This is a genomic window from Chryseobacterium sp. MEBOG06, from assembly GCF_021869765.1.
Taxonomy (GTDB): Bacteria; Bacteroidota; Bacteroidia; order Flavobacteriales; family Weeksellaceae; genus Chryseobacterium.
In genome coordinates this window covers 3,146,322-3,168,343 of the sequence record NZ_CP084580.1, presented here as the reverse complement: position 1 = coordinate 3,168,343, position 22,022 = coordinate 3,146,322, and the positions used below count along the sequence as shown (strand labels likewise).

Annotated in this window: 16 protein-coding genes and 1 pseudogene; 14 read left to right on the top strand and 3 right to left on the bottom strand. The window is 34.3% G+C overall.

Annotated elements, in window-relative coordinates:
* The first annotated feature begins 114 nt into the window (after positions 1–114).
* From LF887_RS14545 to LF887_RS14500, 10 genes are all read left to right on the top strand, one after another.
* Positions 115–1,083: a S41 family peptidase gene (locus tag LF887_RS14545; protein WP_236854967.1), complete on the top strand. Its 969-nt coding sequence runs from the start codon at positions 115–117 to the stop codon at positions 1,081–1,083.
* 1,585 nt (positions 1,084–2,668) lie between these two features.
* Entirely contained in the window at positions 2,669–4,096 is a 1,428-nt protein-coding gene (purB, locus tag LF887_RS14540; RefSeq protein ID WP_236854966.1) for an adenylosuccinate lyase, read from the top strand.
* 50 nt (positions 4,097–4,146) lie between these two features.
* The gene (locus tag LF887_RS14535) at positions 4,147–5,124 is read left to right on the top strand and encodes a WG repeat-containing protein (protein ID WP_236854965.1); all 978 of its coding nucleotides are present in this window, start codon (positions 4,147–4,149) and stop codon (positions 5,122–5,124) included.
* Between the two features lie 5 nt (positions 5,125–5,129).
* Positions 5,130–6,563, top strand: a complete 1,434-nt coding sequence (locus LF887_RS14530) for a serine hydrolase (protein WP_236854964.1) — start codon at positions 5,130–5,132, stop codon at positions 6,561–6,563.
* Between the two features lie 69 nt (positions 6,564–6,632).
* A complete protein-coding gene (locus LF887_RS14525) occupies positions 6,633–7,661 on the top strand; it encodes a YhcG family protein (RefSeq protein ID WP_236854963.1) in 1,029 nt (342 codons plus the stop codon).
* A 25-nt stretch (positions 7,662–7,686) separates the two neighbouring features.
* The gene (locus tag LF887_RS14520; protein ID WP_236854962.1) at positions 7,687–11,382 is read left to right on the top strand and encodes a phosphoribosylformylglycinamidine synthase; all 3,696 of its coding nucleotides are present in this window, start codon (positions 7,687–7,689) and stop codon (positions 11,380–11,382) included.
* A complete protein-coding gene (locus tag LF887_RS14515; RefSeq protein WP_236854961.1) occupies positions 11,363–11,776 on the top strand; it encodes a ribonuclease inhibitor in 414 nt (137 codons plus the stop codon). Before LF887_RS14520 ends, LF887_RS14515 begins: the two co-directional genes overlap by 20 nt.
* A 120-nt stretch (positions 11,777–11,896) precedes the next feature.
* The gene (locus LF887_RS14510; protein ID WP_236854960.1) at positions 11,897–12,526 is read left to right on the top strand and encodes an SGNH/GDSL hydrolase family protein; all 630 of its coding nucleotides are present in this window, start codon (positions 11,897–11,899) and stop codon (positions 12,524–12,526) included.
* Positions 12,526–12,858, top strand: coding sequence for a gamma-glutamylcyclotransferase family protein (locus LF887_RS14505; protein WP_236854959.1), 333 nt, complete (start codon positions 12,526–12,528; stop codon positions 12,856–12,858). The genes LF887_RS14510 and LF887_RS14505 overlap by 1 nt, the downstream gene beginning before the upstream one ends.
* A 204-nt stretch (positions 12,859–13,062) precedes the next feature.
* The gene (locus tag LF887_RS14500) at positions 13,063–13,521 is read left to right on the top strand and encodes a GyrI-like domain-containing protein (RefSeq protein WP_236854958.1); all 459 of its coding nucleotides are present in this window, start codon (positions 13,063–13,065) and stop codon (positions 13,519–13,521) included.
* Between the two features lie 70 nt (positions 13,522–13,591).
* On the opposite strand, the gene LF887_RS14495 is transcribed toward LF887_RS14500, so the two are convergent.
* The gene (locus LF887_RS14495; RefSeq protein WP_236854957.1) at positions 13,592–14,050 is read right to left on the bottom strand and encodes a lipocalin family protein; all 459 of its coding nucleotides are present in this window, start codon (positions 14,048–14,050) and stop codon (positions 13,592–13,594) included.
* A 106-nt stretch (positions 14,051–14,156) separates the two neighbouring features.
* Positions 14,157–14,510 carry a diacylglycerol kinase family protein gene (locus tag LF887_RS14490; protein WP_236854956.1) on the bottom strand — a complete coding sequence of 118 codons (354 nt, stop codon included), beginning with the start codon at positions 14,508–14,510 and terminating at the stop codon, positions 14,157–14,159.
* A 262-nt stretch (positions 14,511–14,772) separates the two neighbouring features.
* On the opposite strand from LF887_RS14490, the gene dnaN reads away from it, so the two are divergent.
* Positions 14,773–15,903, top strand: a complete 1,131-nt coding sequence (dnaN, locus tag LF887_RS14485; protein WP_236854955.1) for a DNA polymerase III subunit beta — start codon at positions 14,773–14,775, stop codon at positions 15,901–15,903.
* 46 nt (positions 15,904–15,949) lie between these two features.
* Here the strand turns inward: dnaN and LF887_RS14480 are convergent, their stop codons facing one another.
* Positions 15,950–16,342, bottom strand: a complete 393-nt coding sequence (locus LF887_RS14480; protein WP_236854954.1) for a helix-turn-helix domain-containing protein — start codon at positions 16,340–16,342, stop codon at positions 15,950–15,952.
* 109 nt (positions 16,343–16,451) lie between these two features.
* On the opposite strand from LF887_RS14480, the gene LF887_RS14475 reads away from it, so the two are divergent.
* From LF887_RS14475 to pheT, 3 genes and pseudogenes are all read left to right on the top strand, one after another.
* Entirely contained in the window at positions 16,452–18,491 is a 2,040-nt protein-coding gene (locus tag LF887_RS14475; RefSeq protein WP_236854953.1) for a hypothetical protein, read from the top strand.
* Between the two features lie 458 nt (positions 18,492–18,949).
* Positions 18,950–19,180 (top strand): annotated as a pseudogene (locus LF887_RS14470) (DUF417 family protein); the annotation flags it as partial.
* Between the two features lie 261 nt (positions 19,181–19,441).
* Positions 19,442–21,844 carry a phenylalanine--tRNA ligase subunit beta gene (gene pheT / locus LF887_RS14465; RefSeq protein WP_236854952.1) on the top strand — a complete coding sequence of 801 codons (2,403 nt, stop codon included), beginning with the start codon at positions 19,442–19,444 and terminating at the stop codon, positions 21,842–21,844.
* Positions 21,845–22,022: the final 178 nt, after the last annotated feature.

Genomic DNA, 22,022 nt, shown 5'->3' with positions numbered 1-22,022 from the left:
ACAATTTTTCCAGATAAGATAAAGTTATACATTCCTGCAATTCAAATTATTAATTATACAAATAAATAGATAGATTTGCATTTTAACCGTTACATTAAAACCTAGCATTGAAATATGAAACTTTTATATACTATAATAATCTGCTTTTTGTTTTGTAATCAGCATATTAACGCTCAGGATAATCCAAAAAAGTATGTTGCAGATGCGATATTGCTTATGAAGCACCATTCAGTCAACAAAGGAAAGATTAACTGGGATGCCGTTACTGTCGAGGCAATGAATGCAATAAAAGGGAAAAAAACAAATAAAGAAGCCTATCCGGTGATTGTTAACAGTATTAAAAGTTTAGAAGATCATCATTCAGGGTTTTATCCTCCTGAAATGGTTCAGTCTTATATGAAAACGTATAAAGAATCCGGTCTTGAATTCCCGTTTCCCAAAGACAGTCTGATTAATGGAGACCTTGGGTATATCACCATACCGGCCATTGGGAATCTGAATAATGATGACTGGAATCTCTATGTGCGTGATTTTTATGAGAAAATAAAACTTTTGGACACCCATCAACTTCAAGCCTGGATTATTGATCTCCGTGAAAATGATGGTGGTATGTTTTCTCCAATGTTCAGAGCCATTGAGCCTTTCCTTGATCAGCAGAATGTGGTAGGATCCAAAGACAATGAAGGTAAAGTGGGGTATTACAAATATAAAGATAAAAATATACTGTTTGATAATACCATAATTGCCACAATTAATGTAGAAAAAATCAAGCTTAAAAATAAAGATATTCCGGTTTTTGTACTGGTAAGTAAGAAAACGGCAAGTTCCGGAGAGTTTGTGACAGCGGCTTTAGCAGGACAGAAAAATGTTAGAATAATAGGGGCTAACACGCAAGGGCTAACTTCTGATAATTCTGAATTTAGATTGTTAGACGGAGCGATATTGAAACTTACTACAGGTATTTTAATTAACAGAAAAGGAGAGGAATACCGTGAGATTGGCAAAGGAATTACTCCTGATATTATTACTAAGACCAATAATTTATCCTATTATATTGATGCTGTAAAGAGTGCTCTCAACTAAATTCAAAAAAGAAAAGTTGTTTGTTGCTTCATCATATCCGACTTAGGAATCAGGAGCGTTAATAAAATTTAAATTTAAACCGTTAAAAAATTTCCATTGTCTGAGCATGGGCTGATATATTGAATCGAAGTAGTACTGTCTGATCCATGCGAGTTTGGAAATTTTAGGATTAGATTTCAATTTTTAGTGTATGATTCCCGTCTTGAACTTTTGTATACTTTTGCTTAAATGCAAAAGTATAGTTTTAAAATAGGATGCATCTGCCGGAACAAATCTCTTTGAATACCACATACAGAACATAAATTTAAAACAGAAAAAGTTGTTTGTTGCTTCATCATATTCGACTTAGGAATCAGGAGCGTTAATAAAATTTAAAATTTAAACCGTTAAAAAAATTCCATTGTCTGAGCATGGGCTGGTAAATTGAATCGAAGCAGCACCATCTGATCCATGCGAGTTTGGAAACTTTAGGATTAAATTTCAATTTTTAGTGTATGATTCCCGTCTTGAACTTTTGTATACTTTTGCTTCAAGGCAAAAGTATAGTATAAAATAGGATGCATCTGCCGGAACAAATCTCTTTGACTGCCACATACAGAACATAAATTTAAAACAGAAAAAGTTGTTTGTTGCTTCATCATATCCGACTTAGGAATCAGGAGCGTTAATAAAATTTAAAATTTAAACCGTTAAAAAAATTCCATTGTCTGAGCATGGGCTGGTAAATTGAATCGAAGCAGCACCATCTGATCCATGCGAGTTTGGAAATTTTAGGATTAAATTTCAATTTTTAGTGTATGATTCCCGTCTTGAACTTTTGTATACTTTTGCTTCAAGGCAAAAGTATAGTATAAAATAGGATGCATCTGCCGGAACAAATCTCTTTGACTGCCACATACAGAACATAAATTTTAAACAGAAAAAGTTGTTTGTTCATATCCGACTTAGGAATCAGGAGCGTTAATAAAATTTAAACCGTTAAAAAAATTCCATTGTCTGAGCATGGGCTGGTAAATTGAATCGAAGTAGTACTGTCTGATCCATGCGAGTTTGGAAATTTTAGGATTAAATTTCAATTTTTAGTGTATGATTCCCGTCTTGAACTTTTGTATACTTTTGCTTCAAGGCAAAAGTATAGTTTTAAAATAGGATGCATCTGCCGGAACAAATCTCTTTGAATACCACATACAGAACATAAATTTAAAACAGAAAAAGTTGTTTGTTGCTTCATCATATTCGACTTAGGAATCAGGAGCGTTAATAAAATTTAAATTTAAACCGTTAAAAAATTTCCACTGTCTGAGCATGGGTTTGTAAATTAAATCGAAGCAGTACTGTCTGATCCATGCGAGTTTGGAAATTTTAGGATTAAATTTCAATTTTTAGCGTATGATTCCCGTCTTGAACTTTTGTATACTTTTGCTTCAAGGCAAAAGTATAGTTTTAAAATAGGATGCATCTGCCGGAACAAATCTCTTTGACTGCCACATATCCGGCAAAAAAAATAAATAAAAATCATAAAAACAGGATTTTCAACTCTCAATGAAAAACCGTATTTTTGTACATCTAAAAAGTAAAAGAACGAATGAATTCCTACAAAAATCCATTGGAAGAACGCTATTCCAGTGAAGAAATGTTGTTTAATTTCTCACACAATAACAAATTCCATACCTGGAGAAAGCTTTGGATTGCTTTAGCTGAGATCGAAAAAGACCTTGGTCTTGACATTTCAGACGAGCAGATTGCAGAACTGAAAGCGAATGCTGAAAACATTGATTATGATAAAGCAGCAGAATACGAAAAGAAATTCCGTCATGATGTAATGGCTCATGTTCACACATATGGTGATGTGGCACCTTCAGCAAAAGGAATTATCCATTTGGGAGCAACTTCAGCTTTTGTAGGAGATAATACAGACTTAATTCAGATCCGTGACGGACTTTTGATCTTAAAGAAAAAGTTGGTCAATGTGATGAAAAACCTAGCAGACTTTGCTATTCAGTATAAAGATCTTCCCACTTTAGGATTTACTCATTTTCAGCCTGCTCAGTTAACGACAGTGGGGAAAAGAGCTACCCTTTGGTTACAGAGTTTGGTTCTTGATATTGAAGAATTAGACTTCTTCCTTGAGACCCTTCGTTTCAGAGGTGTAAAAGGAACTACAGGAACGGCTGCAAGTTTCCTTGAACTTTTCAATGGTGATTATACAAAAGTAAAACACTTAGATAAAGAACTTTCAAAAAGATTCGGCTTCGAAAAAGTTTTCGGAGTTTCCGGACAGACTTACGATAGAAAAATTGATGCTAAAGTAGTTGCTTTGCTAGGTAACATTGCTCAATCTGCACATAAATTTACAAACGACTTACGTTTACTTCAAAACCTTAAGGAAATTGAAGAACCATTCGAGAAAAACCAGATCGGTTCATCCGCAATGGCTTACAAACGTAACCCCATGAGAAGCGAAAGAATCGGGGCATTGGCAAAATATGTAATGTCTCTGACTACAAGCTCTGCAATGGTAGCTTCTACACAATGGTTTGAAAGAACATTAGATGACTCTGCTAACAAGAGATTGACAATTCCTCAGGCATTTTTAGCTGTTGATGCTATTCTATTGATCTGGAATAATATTATGAACGGAATTGTAGTATATCCGAACAGAATCAACAAACATATAATGGAAGAACTTCCTTTCATGGCAACAGAATACATTATCATGGAAGAAGTAAAAGCTGGTGGTGACCGCCAGGAAATTCACGAAGTGATCAGAGTTCACTCTATGGAAGCTTCCAAGAAAGTGAAAGAAGAAGGAAAAGAAAACGATCTTATCGAAAGAATCTTAAATGATGATTCTTTAAAGCTGGACAAATCAAAACTGAAAGAAGTTTTAGATCCTAAAAACTTTATTGGTTTCGCGCCGATTCAGACGGAGGAATTCATCCAAAATGAAGTACAGCCGATTATAGACCAAAACAAAGACTTAATAGGATTAGAAGCTGATCTTAAAGTATAAAATGATATGCAGTCTTTTCGGCTGCATATTTTATTTCCAACCCAATGAATATGAAAAAACTGCTAGTAGCCATTCTGTTGACACCAGTCATTTCTTTTGCTCAGGTAAAAGAAACTTTATATTATTTTAAATCCAAAGATTCTCTGGTTGGAGTAAAAAATAAAGACGGAAAAATCATTGTTCCTGCACAGTTCAAAGTCTTTTCATACCTTAAAGACGGAGATCCAGTAGACGGAGAGACCATTCATTTTGATGGAACTAAAGCAGGAGAGGAGCATGAGAAATATGCATGGGGATATATTTATGACAGAAAAGGAAACTATTTGTATCAGCCATTTATGTATGATAACGGAGCGGATTATTTTTCTGAAGGATTCAGAAGATTGGTTAAAAACGGTAAAATAGGCTTTGCAGACCGAAATGGAAAAACAGTCATTCAGCCTGAACATGATTTTGCGGTCCCCTTCAACTATGGATATGCTGCATTCTGCGATGGCTGCGATTGGGAAAAGACAGATGATGAACATAAAGCTGTTGTAGGTGGAAATTGGGGAATAATGAATACCCAAGGAAAAATCGTTCAGCCACTGGCAAAACACTCTGAGAAAGATGTAGAAATTGATGGGAAATATTATCCAAATCCCTTTCAATACAACGAAAAAGAAAAAAATATTCTTAAGTTCTTTGAAAAACAAAATAAAAAGCTTTCAGACCTGTATCATGTGAATGTCTACAACAAATTGTCTGATAAAGAAAAGAAACTCTTTTTTGAAATCGTAGAAAGACCCAAAGAAAACTTTCCTTATTATCAGGTAAATACCTATAATCATGAAAAAAATGAATTGGATATGCTGTATCGATTTAAATTTATGGTTTCAGAAGATGGCAGCACATTCTATGCATTAAATAGTTATAATGAGGAAAAAATTCCTTTTGCAGAATGGCTGAAAGATGAAATAAAAAATGCCAAAGACTTTCAGAAAGAACATACAGATAACCCGAACAAATTCATGAACGAACAGAATTAAACTTAATGAAAAAAAGTATATTGGTATTTGCACTTGCTTTATTAACATTCATAAAAAACTATGCTCAAAATGATAAAGCAATTTATTCAATAATGGATGCAAACGCTCAGCAGCTTGCCCAAAAATCTGGGGCGTATTCAGTTTCTATAGGAATTTTGAAAGATGGCAAAACCTATACTAAACATTTTGGTGAAGTAGATAAAGGGAAAAGGAATAAAGCAAATGACGATACCTATTTTGAAATAGCTTCTGTGACCAAGCTTTTTACAGGCCAGCTCCTGGCTAAAGCTGTTTTGGACGGCAAGATCAGCCTGGAAGATGATATCCGTAAATATCTTAAAAATGATTACCCGAATCTGGAATATAATGGTACACCCATTAAAATAAAGAATGTTATATCTTATACAACAGCATTACCTCGAACTCTGCCTGATGATGAGAAATTATATCAAAACTTAACTGACGAGACTCCTTTTTTAATCAATAAGCTGGCAGCCGACTATTCTAAAGAACAGTTTTTTAAAGACCTAAAAAACGTTAAACTAGATACAATTCCCGGTACAAAATATAAATATAGTAACTTAAGCCTTGAATTAACAGGAGTGATTTTAGAGAACGTATATGGAAAAAGTATCGAAACAATTTTTGACGAGAATATTTTTTCAGGATTGGGAATGAAACATACTAAATTTACATTAGATAAAAATGAATCACTGGCAAATGGATATTGCTGTGGTAATCATCGTTTAATGCCTCATTTCAATTCAAATCTCTGGAGCTCTACTGGAGCAAAAACAAAATCCAGTTTGGGCGATTTGATGAAGTTCATGAAGGAAGAACTTAACCCACAAAATAAAATAGCACAGGAATCTCAAAAAAATATAGAAGGAAGCAAAGAAAAATGGCATGGGTATTTTTGGGATGATTATTATGTAACTGAAAAAGGAAAATCAGGATTCAAACATGGTGGGGCGTATGGTACACAAACCATGTTTATGATATACCCTGAATTGAATGCCGGAATTTGTATGATTATAAACATCAGCAATCCGGAAACACTTGGTATACTCCATAGTACAGCGACAAATTTGATTGAAGATCTTACCAATACTTCAGATAAAAAACAGGTATACGGATATTCCGTTAGAGGAAATAATGCTGTTTTTTCTTACGCCCATCCTGAGAAAATGGATTCAAAACTCATCCACTCTGTTTCCGTAGCAGGTAGTTTCAATGACTGGAATCCCGGAAACAAAGAATATCAGATGAAGAAAAAAGGTGAAAATCTGTTTGAATTAGAAGTTCCGCTTACCAAATTTGAAAAAGGTAAGATATATTCTTTTAAATTTGTACTCAATAAAGAGAGTTGGATGACGACTCCTAAAAATGCGTCCAATATTGACGGAACAGAAGATAATAATTTAGTTTTTATGCTTTAAAATAAAGTATTCAACCTAAAAAAGTAAAAATAAATCTAATAATATAATCTGGCATCTAATTTTTTGATAATGTTACAGAATCATAACCATCAGTTAATTACCGATCTCAAAGAGCTGGTAGACAAGACAAGAAGTCAGGTCGCGGCTCAGGTAAACTCGGCTATGGTGGTTTTGTACTGGAAAATCGGACAAAGAATCAATGAAGATGTTTTAGAAAATAAAAGAGCAGAATACGGCAAAGAGACCATTTTACAGATTTCTGACCAGCTTACTGTAGAATTTGGAAGTTCATTTTCTGAAAAAAATATCAGAAAAATGATGCAGTTTGCTTCTGTTTTTAATGATTTTGAAATTGTCGCATCAGCGATGCGACAATTATCATGGACTCATTTCTTAATTCTGATTCCAATTTCAGAAGATACCAAAAGAAACTTTTATCTGGAAGTTTGTAAAATTGAAAACTGGAGTGTCAGAATTTTAAGAGAAAAAATTAATTCTCTGCTTTTTGAGCGTACAGCAATAAGTAAAAAGCCTGAAGAAATTATTGATAGAGAACTTAAGAATTGGTCTGAAAATAATATTTTAAATCCAGATTTGGTTTTTAAAGACCCCTATTTTCTTGATTTTTTAGAACTGAAAGATACTTTTTCTGAAAAAGATTTAGAAGAAGCAATTATTGTGGAACTTCAAAAATTTATTTCTGAATTAGGAAGTGATTTTGCATTTCTTTCAAGACAAAAAAGAATCACTATAGATAGTAGAGATTATTACTTGGATTTGCTTTTCTATCATCGAAAACTAAAATCCTTAGTAGTGATTGAACTGAAACTGGGAGAGTTTGAAGCAAGCCATAAAGGCCAGATGGAACTTTATCTCTCTTATCTTAATAAATATGAAAAAGTAGAAGGTGAAAATTCACCGATTGGTTTAATTCTTTGCTCCGGAAAAAATTCTGAACATATAGAATTAATGAATCTGGAAGGGGATAACATAAAAATTGCAGAATATTTGCTTATCCTGCCCTCAGAAAAAGTTTTGCTTGAAAAATTGCATCGTTCAATAGAGATAGCAAGAAATAAATTTGAAAATAAAAAATAAATCTAATATTAAAATCTGACATCTAATGTCTAATAACAAAAGAATTTTCGTAGAAAAGAGAGGTATTTTCGATGTTGAAAGTCCAAAAATTTTTGATGAAGTAAAAGCAGTTGTTCCGGCTGTTCAGAGTGTGAAAGTATACAATGTATATGATATTTTCAACCTGAATGACGGAGAATTCGGAAAAGTGGTAAACAACACTTTTGTAGACCCGGTTACTGATATTTTACACACAGAAAACCCGGCAAAAACAATCCATTTCGGAATGGAGTTTTTACCTGGCCAGTATGACCAGAGAGCAGACTCTGCACAACAGTGTATTGCTTTGCTGACAGAAAATGAAAAGTCAAAAGTAAGAAGTGGAAAACTGATCGAATTTGAAGGAGTTTCAGAAGCTGATTTGGTGAAAATCAAAGACCTTTTGATCAATAAAGTGGAATCTCAGGAAAAGGACCTGTCTATCTTAGATATTCCAGCTGATGAAACACCATCCAAGGTGTTAATTCACGAAAATTTCATCAATTTCAATGACGCTGAACTTGAAAAATTCTATAATAATCATGGTTTTGCATTAGGATTAGATGACCTGAAATTCATTCAGGAGTACTTCAAAACTGAGGAGAGAAACCCTACAGAAACTGAACTGAAAGTATTAGATACCTACTGGAGCGATCACTGTCGTCATACAACTTTCGAAACAGAATTATCAAACATTCAGTTTGAAGGAGCATTCAAACATACATTGGAAACCATTTTCAATGACTATATCGAGAAAAGAAAATTCTTAGGCCGCGAGCTGAAGCCGATTTCCTTAATGGATCTGGCAACAGTATGCGGTAAATATTTCCATAAAACAGGAAACCTGGATAACCTGGTGATTTCTGATGAGATTAATGCATGTACCATCCAGATTGAAGCAGAATACGACGGTAAAAAAGAACCCTGGTATTTACTATTCAAAAACGAAACACACAACCACCCAACAGAAATTGAACCTTTCGGTGGAGCTTCTACTTGTTTAGGAGGAGCAATCAGAGACCCTTTATCTGGAAGATCTTTCGTATTCCAGGCAATGAGATTAACGGGTGCTGCAGATGTTTTAGAATCAGTTGACAAAACATTACCAGGAAAATTGCCTCAGAAAACTATTACTAAACAGGCTGCCAACGGATATTCATCTTATGGTAACCAGATCGGCTTGGCGACTACGATGGTTTCTGAAATCTATGACGATGGCTACAAAGCCAAGAGAATGGAAGTAGGTTTCGTTACCGGAGCCGTACCTGTAGAATGGGTAAGACGTGAAAAACCTGCAAATGGCGATTCAATCATTATTTTAGGAGGTGCAACAGGTCGTGACGGAGTAGGAGGAGCAAGCGGAAGCTCAAAAGAGCAGGACGAAACTTCTATTCACACCATGAGTTCTGAAGTTCAGAAAGGAAATGCTGTAGAAGAACGTAAAATCCAAAGATTATTCAGAAACGCTGAATTAACAAGACTCATCAAGAAATCAAACGATTTCGGTGCCGGAGGTGTTTCTGTAGCTATTGGAGAAATTGCAGACTCTTTGGAAGTAAACCTTGATGTATTGCCATTAAAATATGAAGGATTAAATGGAACGGAGCTGGCTATTTCTGAATCTCAGGAAAGAATGGCTGTTGTGGTAGATCCGAAAGATAAAGAACAGTTCATCAAATTCTGCGAAGCTGAAAATATTGTTGCCGTAGAAGTAGCAAAAGTGACAGATTCAGGAAGAATGCAGATGTTCTGGAAAGGAGACAAAATTGTAGACCTTTCAAGAGAGTTCCTTGATACGAACGGATGTTCAAAATCTCAGGAAGTGAAGATCACCCATCTTGAAGAAGTAAAAGAAGAAACAAAAGTATTCACGGAAGAAAACTTCCTGAACATCTTAAAAGATAAAAACGTAGCTTCCCAAAAAGGATTACTGGAAATGTTCGACTCTTCCATCGGTGCAACTACTGTAGCGATGCCATTAGGAGGAAAATATCAGCAGACTTTGATGGAAGGAAGTGTTCAGACACTACCTGTTTTAGGCGCAAAAGATATCAAAACCGTTTCTCTGGCAAGCTGGGGATTCGATGCTGAAATTTCAAAACAAAACTCATTATTAGGAGCATCGTATGCTGTCGTAGAAAGCGTGGCGAAGATTGTTGCGATGGGTGGCGATTACAAAAATATCAGACTGAGCTTCCAGGAATATTTTGAAAAACTGGGTCAGTCTCCTGAAAAGTGGGGGAAACCTTTAGCTTCTCTTTTAGGAGCTTATGACGCTCAGATCAACCTTGGTCTGGCTGCTATAGGAGGAAAAGATTCAATGAGTGGAACGTACCAGGATCTGAATGTTCCGCCGACATTGATCTCTTTTGCCTGTGCTAATGGAGAAAAGCAAAATATCATTTCTCCGGAATTTAAAGCAGCTGGGAACAAAATTTATTTCTTTAACCACGTTGCTCAGGAAAACGGTCTCCCTAACTATGATGCTTTAAAAGATGTTTATGAATTCATCTTCGAAAACATCAAATCCGGAAAAATCATTTCTGTAAAAACAGTGAAAGATGGTGGAGTTGCTGTAGCATTAGCGAAAATGAGCTTCGGAAACAGACTGGGTGCCGAGATCAATGCTGATGAAAACACTTTATTGGCTAAAAATATCGGTAGCTTAGTCATTGAATCAAAAGAAGAATTAAGCTCAACAGCTCTTCAGTTGATCGGAGAAGTAAAGGATTCAGGAATTTTGAAAATCAACAGTCTTGAATCTAGTATCTTGGATCTAGTATCTGCTTATACAAATACATTCGAAAAACTTTTCCCAACAGTAGAAAAAGAAAAGATTACGGTTGAAATTGATGCTAAACACAACTCCATCAACCCAAGAAATATCATCATTAAAAAACATGGAATTGCGCAACCTAAAGTTTTTGCTCCTGTATTCCCGGGAACCAACTGTGAGTATGATACTTTGAATGCATTCCAAAAAGAAGGTGCTGTAGTAAGCAGTTTACCTTTAATTAATATCAGCCACCAATTGCTTGAAGAAAGCATTGATGCCTGGGTGAAAGAGATTAGAACATCTCAGATATTAGCTTTCTCAGGAGGTTTCTCTGCAGGTGATGAGCCTGATGGTTCTGCAAAATTCATTGTCAACGTTCTGAAAAATGAGAAAATGAGAAATGCCGTTCACGAATTATTAGACAGAGATGGAATGATCATCGGAATCTGCAACGGTTTCCAGGCATTGGTTAAATCAGGATTATTGCCATACGGAAGAATCAAAGATCTGGATGAAAACTCTCCAACTTTGGCCCACAACGCCATCAGAAGACATATTTCCCAGATGGTGACGGTAAAAGTGGTGAATGACGAAAGCCCTTGGTTAAAAGGAATGAAAGACCAGACATTCACAATTCCGATTTCTCACGGTGAAGGACGTTTTATGGCTTCAGAAGAAGAAATTAAAAAGTTGTATGAAAACGGGCAGATTGCAACCCAATACATCGATTTTGATGGAAACATCGCCCACGGAATGCCTTTTAACCCCAATAACTCATTATTCGGAATCGAAGGGGTCACAAGTTCATGTGGCAAGATCTACGGAAGAATGGGACACCCGGAAAGATTTACGGATGGTCTTATGAAAAACATACCTACTGCGAATTATCACAATATATTCAAAAACGGTGTTGAATACTTCAAATAACAATACAAGAAAAATGATCGTCATCCATGGCGGTCATTTTTCATCTCTGGCGGGTTTCTATGAAGAAATTTCCAATGTCCTGATGAAAGATACAGATTGGAAAGTAGGAACTTTAGACGGTTTTGATGATATACTCTACGGAGGTTTTGGAGTCTTTGAAAATAATGAGGAAATTGAAATCATCTGGAAAGAGTCACAGAAATCAAAAGAAAATCTGGGCTTTAATGAAACTCGTGAATTTTACGAAAATAAACTCAGACAGGGAAAACCTTTCAACATAGAACTGATTCAGCAGAAACTGGATAATTTGATGGAGGGGAAAGGGCAGACGCTGTTCGATATCCTGATTGAAATTATTCAGTCACATATTAATATTACGCTGAAACTGCATTGATAGATCATAAGTGCGGGAACTAACCATTTAAGGAAAGTGAAGATTTTAAAATAAGTTAAGTTGTATCAGAAATTCCTTTATTCTTAATATTTTTACCGGAATAAAATAAGAGTTGATTACATGAAGAAAATGATTTACGGACTGTTCTTTGGCGACAGTATTACTTATGGAGAATATGACGGAGTTTTTGGAGGCTGGGTGGATATCCTGAAAAGATACGCTTTGCAGAAATTTCATGAAGGAAACGGTGATGAGTTGATTCTTTATAACCTAGGAATTGGAGGAGAAACTACAGAAGGATTGCTTAAAAGAATGCCTCATGAATTAAGTGCGAGAAATTCACCAGATGGAAACCTTGTTTTTATCAGTTATGGAGCGAATGACCTTGCCATCAAAGAAGGAGTACAAATCGTAAATCCCGAACAGTTTAGAAATAATATTAAAACAGCCGTTCAATTCGCGAAGCAATTTTCCAACGATATTTACCTGGTTAGCATTCTTCCTTTTGCACGGAAAGTGGATGGAGTAGTGGTAAGTTCTGGCAAGCTGAGAACCAACGAAGATGTCATCCTTTATAACCAGATTCTTAAAGATATTGCCGCTGGTGAGTCTTTGACATATATAGATTTCTATAGTGCTTTTGTAGAAGATAAAGAATTTTTACTTTCCGCAGACGGAGTTCATCCGAATGAAAAAGGCTATGGAATGATGGCTGAAGTCGCAATCCCAATCATTGAAAAATATTTATAATGCCTAAATTATTCTCCTACGGAACCCTGCAGAAAGAGCAGGTACAGCTTGAAACCTTTGGACGTATTCTAAAGGGAACAAAAGATATTCTTTCCGGGTATCAATTGAATATGATTGAAATAACCGATCCCGAAGTGCTTCGTAAAAGCGGACAGAAGTATCATCCTGTGCTTACATTTTCAGGAAATGATAATCATAAAGTGGAAGGGGTGCTTTTTGAAGTAACAGAAGAGGAAATCCTTCAGGCAGATGAATATGAGGTGGATGACTACAAAAGAATTGAAACTGTTTTTAAATCTGGCAATAAAGGATTTATTTACGTAGGAAAATGATTTTTTAGAAATACAAATTCTTTTCTTCAATAAAACATATCAAACATCAATAGTGGCGGGCTTTAGTCCGCCTTTAGTTTAAATTCCACCCATTGGCTTTAGCCACAACTTTTAAAAAGCTGTTTTAAAATCAATATCAAAAAGCTACTGACATACACATGTCACAATCTGTTATTATCTTTATTACCTAAAAGAAAATAAACAATGGACAACATCAAAGTAGAGCCTTTTAACATCATCGGAATCTCAGTAAGAACTACCAATGAAAATAACCAGGCGGCAAAGGATATCCCTCTGTTATGGGAAAAACTGATAAACGATAATGTTCTTAATAATATTCCAAAAAAAATAGATGATACAGTATACTCTATTTATACCGACTATGAAAAAGACCATACAAAGCCCTATACAACAGTATTAGGATGCAGGGTTGAAAATCTGGACGATATCCCCGAAGGAATGGTAGGCAAATCTTTTGACGGGGGGAATTACATTAAGTTTACAGCAAAAGGAAATCTTGCAGAAGATTTAGTCATTAATGAATGGTTTAAAATATGGAATATGGATCTGGACAGAGCATTTACAGCTGATTTTGAACTCTATGGGAAAAAAACACAAAATCCTTCAGATGAAGAAGTGAATATATTAATTGCTGTGAAATAGAACTTGATATTTAATAAAAAAAGCCTGCCAGTCACTTTAGACAGCAGGCTCTATATATTATTACAAAGATTTACTTATAAAAAACTGTTTTTATATAATCATTAATACCATCACCATTGAAGTCCTGAGTGTCCGCTGCCAGTATGGTAAGTTTATTGGCAGATAGATCCAGTACTTCTGAACTGCTGTTATTAATGGTTAGTTTCATTTGAACAGGGTCATACTGATATGATGATGTAGTTTCAGCTTTTACACAATTGCCATTAATTGTGTTATAATCAATCATATAATATTTTCCGTCATTTCTGAACTCATACGTTCCTTGCTTTTTACAATCATCAGGAAGAGTTTCTTTAATAACAGTTGTCTTGTCAGCACCTGAAATTTGATATTGAGTTTGTATCTTCCATACTCCTACAACCATTGTATTGTTGTTCTCATTATTCTCATAAGCAGGCAATTCACTATCACCCATATTGCATGATGAAAGAACGCCTGTAAATAAGATTCCTGCTAAAACCTTTTTCATAAACAATTTTTTGGCGAACTTAATGAAAATTATTAAATTATTTAAACCATTCTTTAAATTTTATAAAAAATTAAGAAAAATAAAGCCGTAGCCGTATACTACATAACTAAAAAATATATTTCCTGTAAATAAGGATTCCAGCAATAACAGAAGTTAATGCCATCAGCACTACTGCTCCGGCAGCAATATCTTTAATAAAACCTATTCTTTTGTCAAAATCGGGTTGAATGACATCACATATCTTCTCAATGGCTGTGTTGAAAATTTCAGCACTTAAAACGGCAAATGAGACCATAAGAATAAGAACGGCATCCATACTGCTGACCTGTAAATAAAAAATTAAAAACAGATTGACGAAGAAAGCCACCAGCTCAATCTGAAAATTCCTTTCTGTCTTTATCATCATGGCAATACCACGGAAAGCATTGAGAAAACTTTTATGGATAGGTGGTTTTTGCATGACTTTTTCTACTTTAACAGCAAAGATAGGTTTTGTATTTTGATTATAATTTTTAATATGCTATATTTGGAATACAGGATAAAAAAGAAGGTTGAGTGATTCCAGCGTCCATATTTTTCTCAGGAAGAATAAAAACTATAGAATCTGTACATAATATCCACTCTGCAAACAGATTGATGATGTTTGTTAAAAACTCCTCCCTATTATTTTTTTCTTTGTTATATGTATTTATTATATTTGTAGAAACTTATTTTATAAATCTATGAAATTTATTATTTCAAGTGGTGAACTGCAGAAGGCTTTGCAAACTGTAAGTGGCGTAATATCAAGCTCTCAATCGAGACCGATTTTAGAAAACTATCTTTTTGAATTAGACGGAAATAATGTGACCATTACAGCATCTGACGGTGAGACGACTCTTGTAACTTCTTTGGAGGTGAAGTCTGATGACTCAGGTAAATTTGCTGTTCCTGCTAAAATTTTTCAGGATTTTATCAAGACTTATGGTGAACAGCCTTTGACATTTGTTGTAAAGGACAATGCGGAAGGAACTGGAAGCCAGCTTGAGATTTTAGATGAAAAAGACAATTTTGCAGTAGCATTAGACAATGCAGACGATTACCCTGAGCTGCCGGAATTTGACGCTTCTCAGAGTGTAACAATGTCAGCTGGAGTTCTGTCTGAAGCTTTAACCAATACATTATTTGCTACAAGTAATGACTCTCTTCGTCCGGTAATGACAGGAGTTCTCTTCCAGTTTGGAGAAAATGAAACCAATTTTGTTTCTACAGATTCTCACAGATTGGTAGTTTACAAAAGAACAGATCTGATGAATGCTGAGCCAATGGAGTTTATCATGCCTAAAAAACCTCTGAATATTTTCAAAAATATTCTGGCAAGCTCCAATGAAGACGTGAAAATCGACTTCAATGAGAATATGGCTAAATTTACTTTTGATAAACACATCTGGATCTGTAGACTGATCGATGGAAAATATCCAAACTATACAGCGGTAATCCCTAAAGAAAACCCGAATGTATTAACGATCAACAGGAACCTGTTGTTGGGAGCCATTAAAAGAGCATCTATTATGTCTAATAAATCAACCAATCAGGTAAGATTTAAGCTTTCAGGAAATATACTTCACCTTCACGCAGAGGATACAGAATATGCAAACAAAGCAGACATGCAGATCCCATGTGACTATAACGGTGAAGATATCAATATCGGTTTTAGCTCGAAATTCTTAACTGAAATGTTAACAATATTAGGCTCTGACGATATCACCATGAAAATGTCACAGCCAAACAGACCAGGAATTATCGAACCTCTTGACGGTCTTGAAGAAAACGAAAATATTTTAATGTTATCAATGCCGGTGATCGGATTGTAACATTAAATCAATAAAAAAGAAAATAAGAGCTGGATTTTTCCAGCTCTTATTTCTTTATTAAGTTGATAAGACTTTGTAATTGCTCAATCATTTTATCTTTATCTTTGAGTCTTTCTTCATACAAAGACTCTATCTTTCCTGTTTTGTCTTTATTTTCCTGATATAAATTTTGAATTTCTTGGTGGCCAACAGAAGTATCATAAAAATTTTGCTGATTATAAATATTATTTGGAATTGTATCCAGTAATCCATAAACAGGAACTTTTAAGATTTCAGCGATCTGATATAATCTGTCAACAGTAAGTTTGGTTTCATTCTTTTCTATTTTGCTGTACGCAGCTTGGCTTATGTGTAATTCTTCGGCCATATTTTCATGTGAAAAGCCTTTCTTTTTACGGTATTCTTTTATTTTTTCGATGATAACTTCCATGGTATCCATAACTAAAGATTATAATTATAATTACAAAAGTAATATTTTTTTCGAAAAAGTTATGGTGTAAGTTGGGGTAATATCTCTATTCTTGTATCATATAAAAAATCACAAATAAATGAAAAATTTTAATTATCTGATTATTATAACATTATTGTTATTATTGGGCTGTAGAGATGAAAACCTACTTGTTGAAAATAACAAAACGGAAGAAGTTGCCAAACAGGAAAATATTCACAACAGGTTTTCTTCTTCCTTTGTAAGTATCAAAACCCTTAAAACCCTACTTAAAAACTCAAGGGTAAAATTATCTGTAGATGCTTTGGCAGAAGGAAGTAAAAAAAATGAAACAGATATTCTGTTCTACGAAAAAGTATATGATGCAGCCAAAGATGTTACTACCTTTACACTTCCTTTAACTGATTATTCTAAACAAAGTCCCTTTATACTCAAACATATTATCACCATAGAAAATGGAATAGAGAAATATGGCTTTCTTAAGATCATTCCTAATAGTACACCGAAGGGCAATATACCTATTCTAAGTGATTTTTCGGGTACTATTCAGATCTTGGGAGAAGATTTAAAAATTTTTAGCCAAAGTGAATACCTCCATGGAAATCCAGTTTCTCCCAAGTCCACTTCCACTGTTTCTTCAAAATTTGACTGCTGGAACCAGACAATAGTTATTGTTCATAATTGTAGTAACGGGGGTAATCATCCTCCCGGTGTTTCCTGTAATGCGCCAGATGTAAATGACGGATATTATGAAATTTCCACTAAAATGGTTTGTGGCAGAACACCCAATTATCTTGAAGGCCCGCCTGAAGCCCCTACTATAAGTAACGGAGGTGGTTACAGCCCATTACATAAGGTTTTAACCAACCCTAATTTTATGTATACATCATACATTACCGAGCCGAATCATCTTTATTTATTGAATCATACTGCATACTGGGCAAGCATGGTTTCTGATCCTTTGACCAGTGATGAGGTAAATATTCTGAACGAGAAAATAGGCGTATTTGTGAACAACGATAGTATTTTTGAATTGATTGATGATTATTATACCCAAGTGTATACTTCCGGAACCAATTATCTACAGGGAGTATATAATGATTCTAAAATAAACAACCTGTTGAAATATCTTTTTGATACCCCTACACAGAAAAATGCTGATTTTGTGAAATGGGGAATTCAATTCTTAGCTCAAAACCCTACCGTTTCTTGGGAACGATTTCAGTCGATGTTAACATTTGCTCAAGACTTCTTACAACAAAATCCAAATACTATTAATCCAGAACAAATTTTTTCAAGATTAAAAGTATTAGATGATGCCTTAACCCAAAATCCTAATTTATTAATAGACATTCCTTGTAGTCAATTGCCTAAATGGAAAGATGTAGCTACTCATCAAGTGCCTCAAAGTGTTAAAACAAAAATGCAAAATATTAAAAATCAAACTAACTATTATGATAATTGGGCATTAACGGATTTGGACAATGGTTTAGGTGTAAAATTAAATATGGATCTATTTCCTGTCAAAATTACAAGTCTCCCAAATAAACCGGGAACAAACGTAAAATATAATCCTGTTGAATTTTTCGATTTCTTTAGAAAAAATATAAATCTTTTTGCTGAAAAATTCAATCCAACTGTTGATAATTATTATGGAATAAATGACACAGCACTATGGTTTTCTAACAACCCATTAGGGGCTTTGATTCATATTGATATTACACCTGATGATGGAACGGTTGTGTGTTCCGGATACTGGACGAATTCATGGATGTTTACAACCGTGAAAGCTCCTAAGTCTTGGTCTTATGATGGTATACATCCCGTTGCAGGAAATAGGTTATTTAGTTATTATACTGATCCTAATGATAATACTATGTATATTTACACCCGGGGAGTTGACCGGGTTTCTTATAATTATTCAGATAATTCTACAATTTTAAATTCCATAATACAATCATTGGCATTTTTAGGTGCTGATAATTTATGGAAAGGTATGCAAGCTAAATTGTCAACATTTATTGTTAATAATGGGGGATATGCAGACAAAGTTACTCCTGAAATATACAGACCAAATTATAATAAAATAAAAAATTACATTAAAGGAAATGCTCCGTTAAGTTCGCTAGGTTGTAATTAAAAATACTATGACTAAAAGAATAATAAACAATTTATTTAAACTTGTAGTAATATTATATATATCTATAATTTTAAAAAATATTTTACAAATTTTGTTAGGTACTATTTTCAACTATTCAAAAGTTGCGAAGCCTTATGGATTAATAAATCTAAATAAGGAATTTACATTTGAAACAAAAATTGGGTTAATAGAATTGATGTTTTTATATGATTTTATATTTTTTGCCATAATATTTTATTTTTGGGTTTATCTATTGTTATATTTATTTATATCGCAAATAGGCAATAAACTTTGGTTTCACATAATATATTTAACTATTATTTATTTGATAACTATTTTGTATTTTGATCACTTTCATCCTAATATTTTATTTATCATGATTATTGGGGTTTTAGGTTTTACAAATTGGAGGATGTTTAAAAAATGGATTAAATAAGTCGGTAATTAGGTAAACTTCCCTGTCTTTCGTGACCCTATCCTTTCTGCTTACAACTCCGGAAGTATATGTTCCTGAACTTGGCGGAGACTATCCTTCACCTCAATATGGATTTCCTTATCTGTCAGGTGCTGGAAGGCTTGTTTTGAAGGATCTCATTATGACGGCTGGAGGCTTGGTACTGTTTTCTGACAGTCTGAAGAAAATAGTCAGACCAGATGGTGAATATACTCATAGCCAGAATCTATTATAATCTTAGCTTTCTTAAATTTATTTTTAAACTAACTGATGAGAAGCAGTTGAAAGTTTTATCAATTTCAGAAGAGAGCTGTTAATGAAAATTAATTATCTTAAAATCGTTTCGAAATTTCTCTATTTATCAAAAAAACACGACATTTGTAGCTCGAAAAATCATACCGAATAAAGGCGTGGAATTTCAAGTAAAAGTTTCAAAATAAAGCAGAAGAAACCCTCGGTTTCCTCTGACCAACTAAAAAAGTAGATAGATAAACAAATGAAAATATCAAACAACTGGCTGAAGGACTTTGTAAAAACGGAATTGAAAACTGAAAGAATCGGTGAATTCCTTACAGACATAGGTCTTGAAGTTGAAGGGATAGATAAATTTGAAAGTGTAAGAGGCAGTCTGGAAGGAATTGTTGTAGGTAAGGTTTTAACTTGCGAAAAACATCCTAATGCTGATAAACTGAAGAAGACAACAGTAGACATAGGAAACGGAAAAGTGTTAAACATTGTTTGCGGAGCTCCTAATGTAGAAGCGGGGCAGACGGTTCCTGTAGCCGTTGTCGGAACCAAAATCTATGACAAAACAGGAAACTTTTTTGAAATTAAAGAAGCAAAAATCAGAAGTGAGGTCTCTCAGGGAATGATTTGCGCTGAAGATGAACTTGGCCTTAGCGAAGATCATGGAGGAATCATGGTTTTAGATGAAAGCAAATATGAAGTAGGGAAGAACTTTGCAGATTATTTTGAACTTACCAATGATGAGGTTTTTGAAATTGGATTAACACCCAACAGAACAGACGCAATGTCTCACTATGGGGTTGCCAGAGACTTGCATGCCTATCTTTCTACCAATCAACTGAAGTCTCAGTTTAATAAAGTAGCATCTGAAGTTTTAAATAACGAAGGTTCTCACGATTTTAAACTGGAAATTGAAGATGCAGAATTGTGCCCAAGATACATTGGTGCTGTCATTGAGAATGTAAAAATTGCAGAATCTCCAAGCTGGCTGAAAGACAGATTGAAAGCAATCGGACTAAGCCCTATCAATAATGTTGTAGATATTACCAACTATATCCTTCACGGATATGGACAGCCTCTTCATGCATTTGATGCAGATAAAATTGCAGATAAAAAAGTAAAAGTCGGAACAGTAAACCCTGGAACGAAATTTACAACCCTGGATGGTGTGGAAAGAACTCTGAACGGTTCTGAAATCATGATCAAAGATGGTAAAAATAATCCAATGTGTATTGCAGGAGTTTTTGGAGGTGAAAACTCAGGAGTATCTGAAACTACAAAAACAGTATTTCTGGAAAGCGCATATTTTAACCCTATTGCAGTAAGAAAAGGAGCAAAAGCCCACGCTCTGAATACAGACGCATCTTTCAGATTTGAAAGAGGAGTTGACCCGAATCTTACAAGAACAGCGATCACTCATGCTATCAAAATGATTCAGGAAATTGCTGAAGGGAAACTGATAGGAGAGTTGCTGGAAGAATATCCTAAGAAAATTGAAGATAACTATGTGATTATCAGATTTTCAAAAATCGAGCAGATTTTAGGAACAAAGATCCACAGAGAAAAAGTAAAAGAAATCTTAAAAGCACTGGAAATTCAGGTTTTAAATGAAATTCCTAATGGTTTTGAAATCTCTGTTCCTGCTTACAGAGCAGATGTAACAAGAGAAATTGATGTCATTGAAGAGATTTTAAGAATCTATGGCTATAACAAAATAGATGCTCCTCAAAAATTCTCATTTACACCGGTTAAACTGAGCGCAAACGATCAGGATGAACTGGAAAACAGCTGGGCAAGAGCTTTACAAGGTCTTGGTTTCAACGAAGTAATGAACAATTCATTAACTTCTGTAAAAGATGAAACAGATGCTGTAAAACTGTTAAACCCTTTGAGCGGAGATTTGGCATTCATGAGAAAGTCTTTATTAGAAGGACTTCTTCAGAATACGGTATATAATATCAATAGAAAAAATCAGGATATCAAGTTCTTTGAATTCGGGAAAATTTATCATAAAAAAGATAAATATGAAGAAAGAAAGCAGCTTGCTGTTTTGGTATCAGGAAGAGATGTTGCTGAAAACTGGCTTCAGCCAAAATCTGCTGTAAGTTTCTACAACCTTAAAGCTTATGTAAAAGTTTTATTGGAAAGACTTGCTGTAGATTATAAAGAAGTGGCTTTATCTGATGAGAGATTTTCAGATGCTTTGGTATACGAAGCAGATGGAAAAGCTTTAGTAAGAATCGGAAAAGTAGCTTCTTCACTATTGAAAGACTTTGATATTGATCAGGACTGTTTCTATGCTGAGATAGAACTGGAATATGCTCAGGAACTCCGTTCTAAAAATGAATTGAAATTCAGAGATATCCCGAAATTCAATAAAATCAGAAGAGATTTAGCTTTATTGATTGACAAAAATATCAATTATCAGGAATTGTATCAGACTGCGAAAAAGAACAAATCCCCATTCATTAAGAGCATCAATTTATTCGATGTATATGAAGGTAAGAATCTTCCTGAAGGCAAAAAGTCTTATGCAATGAGTTTTGAGCTGTTAAACGAAGAAAAGACGTTAGAAGAAAAAGAGATTACCGAAGTAATGGATTCCCTTATCAAGTCTTTCCAGAAAGAATTCAATGCCGAATTGAGATCTTAATTGTAAACAAATATTTATTATCATAGTAAACGGACTCTTTTGAGTCCGTTTTTTGTTTTTAAAGAGGTTGGCTAAAGGGATGTTACTATTGAATAATAGTATTTAAAATAAAGTATAAATACCAGATGTTAAAGGATAATAAAATTCTTTCCAGACCGTTTAAATAATATAATTTCCG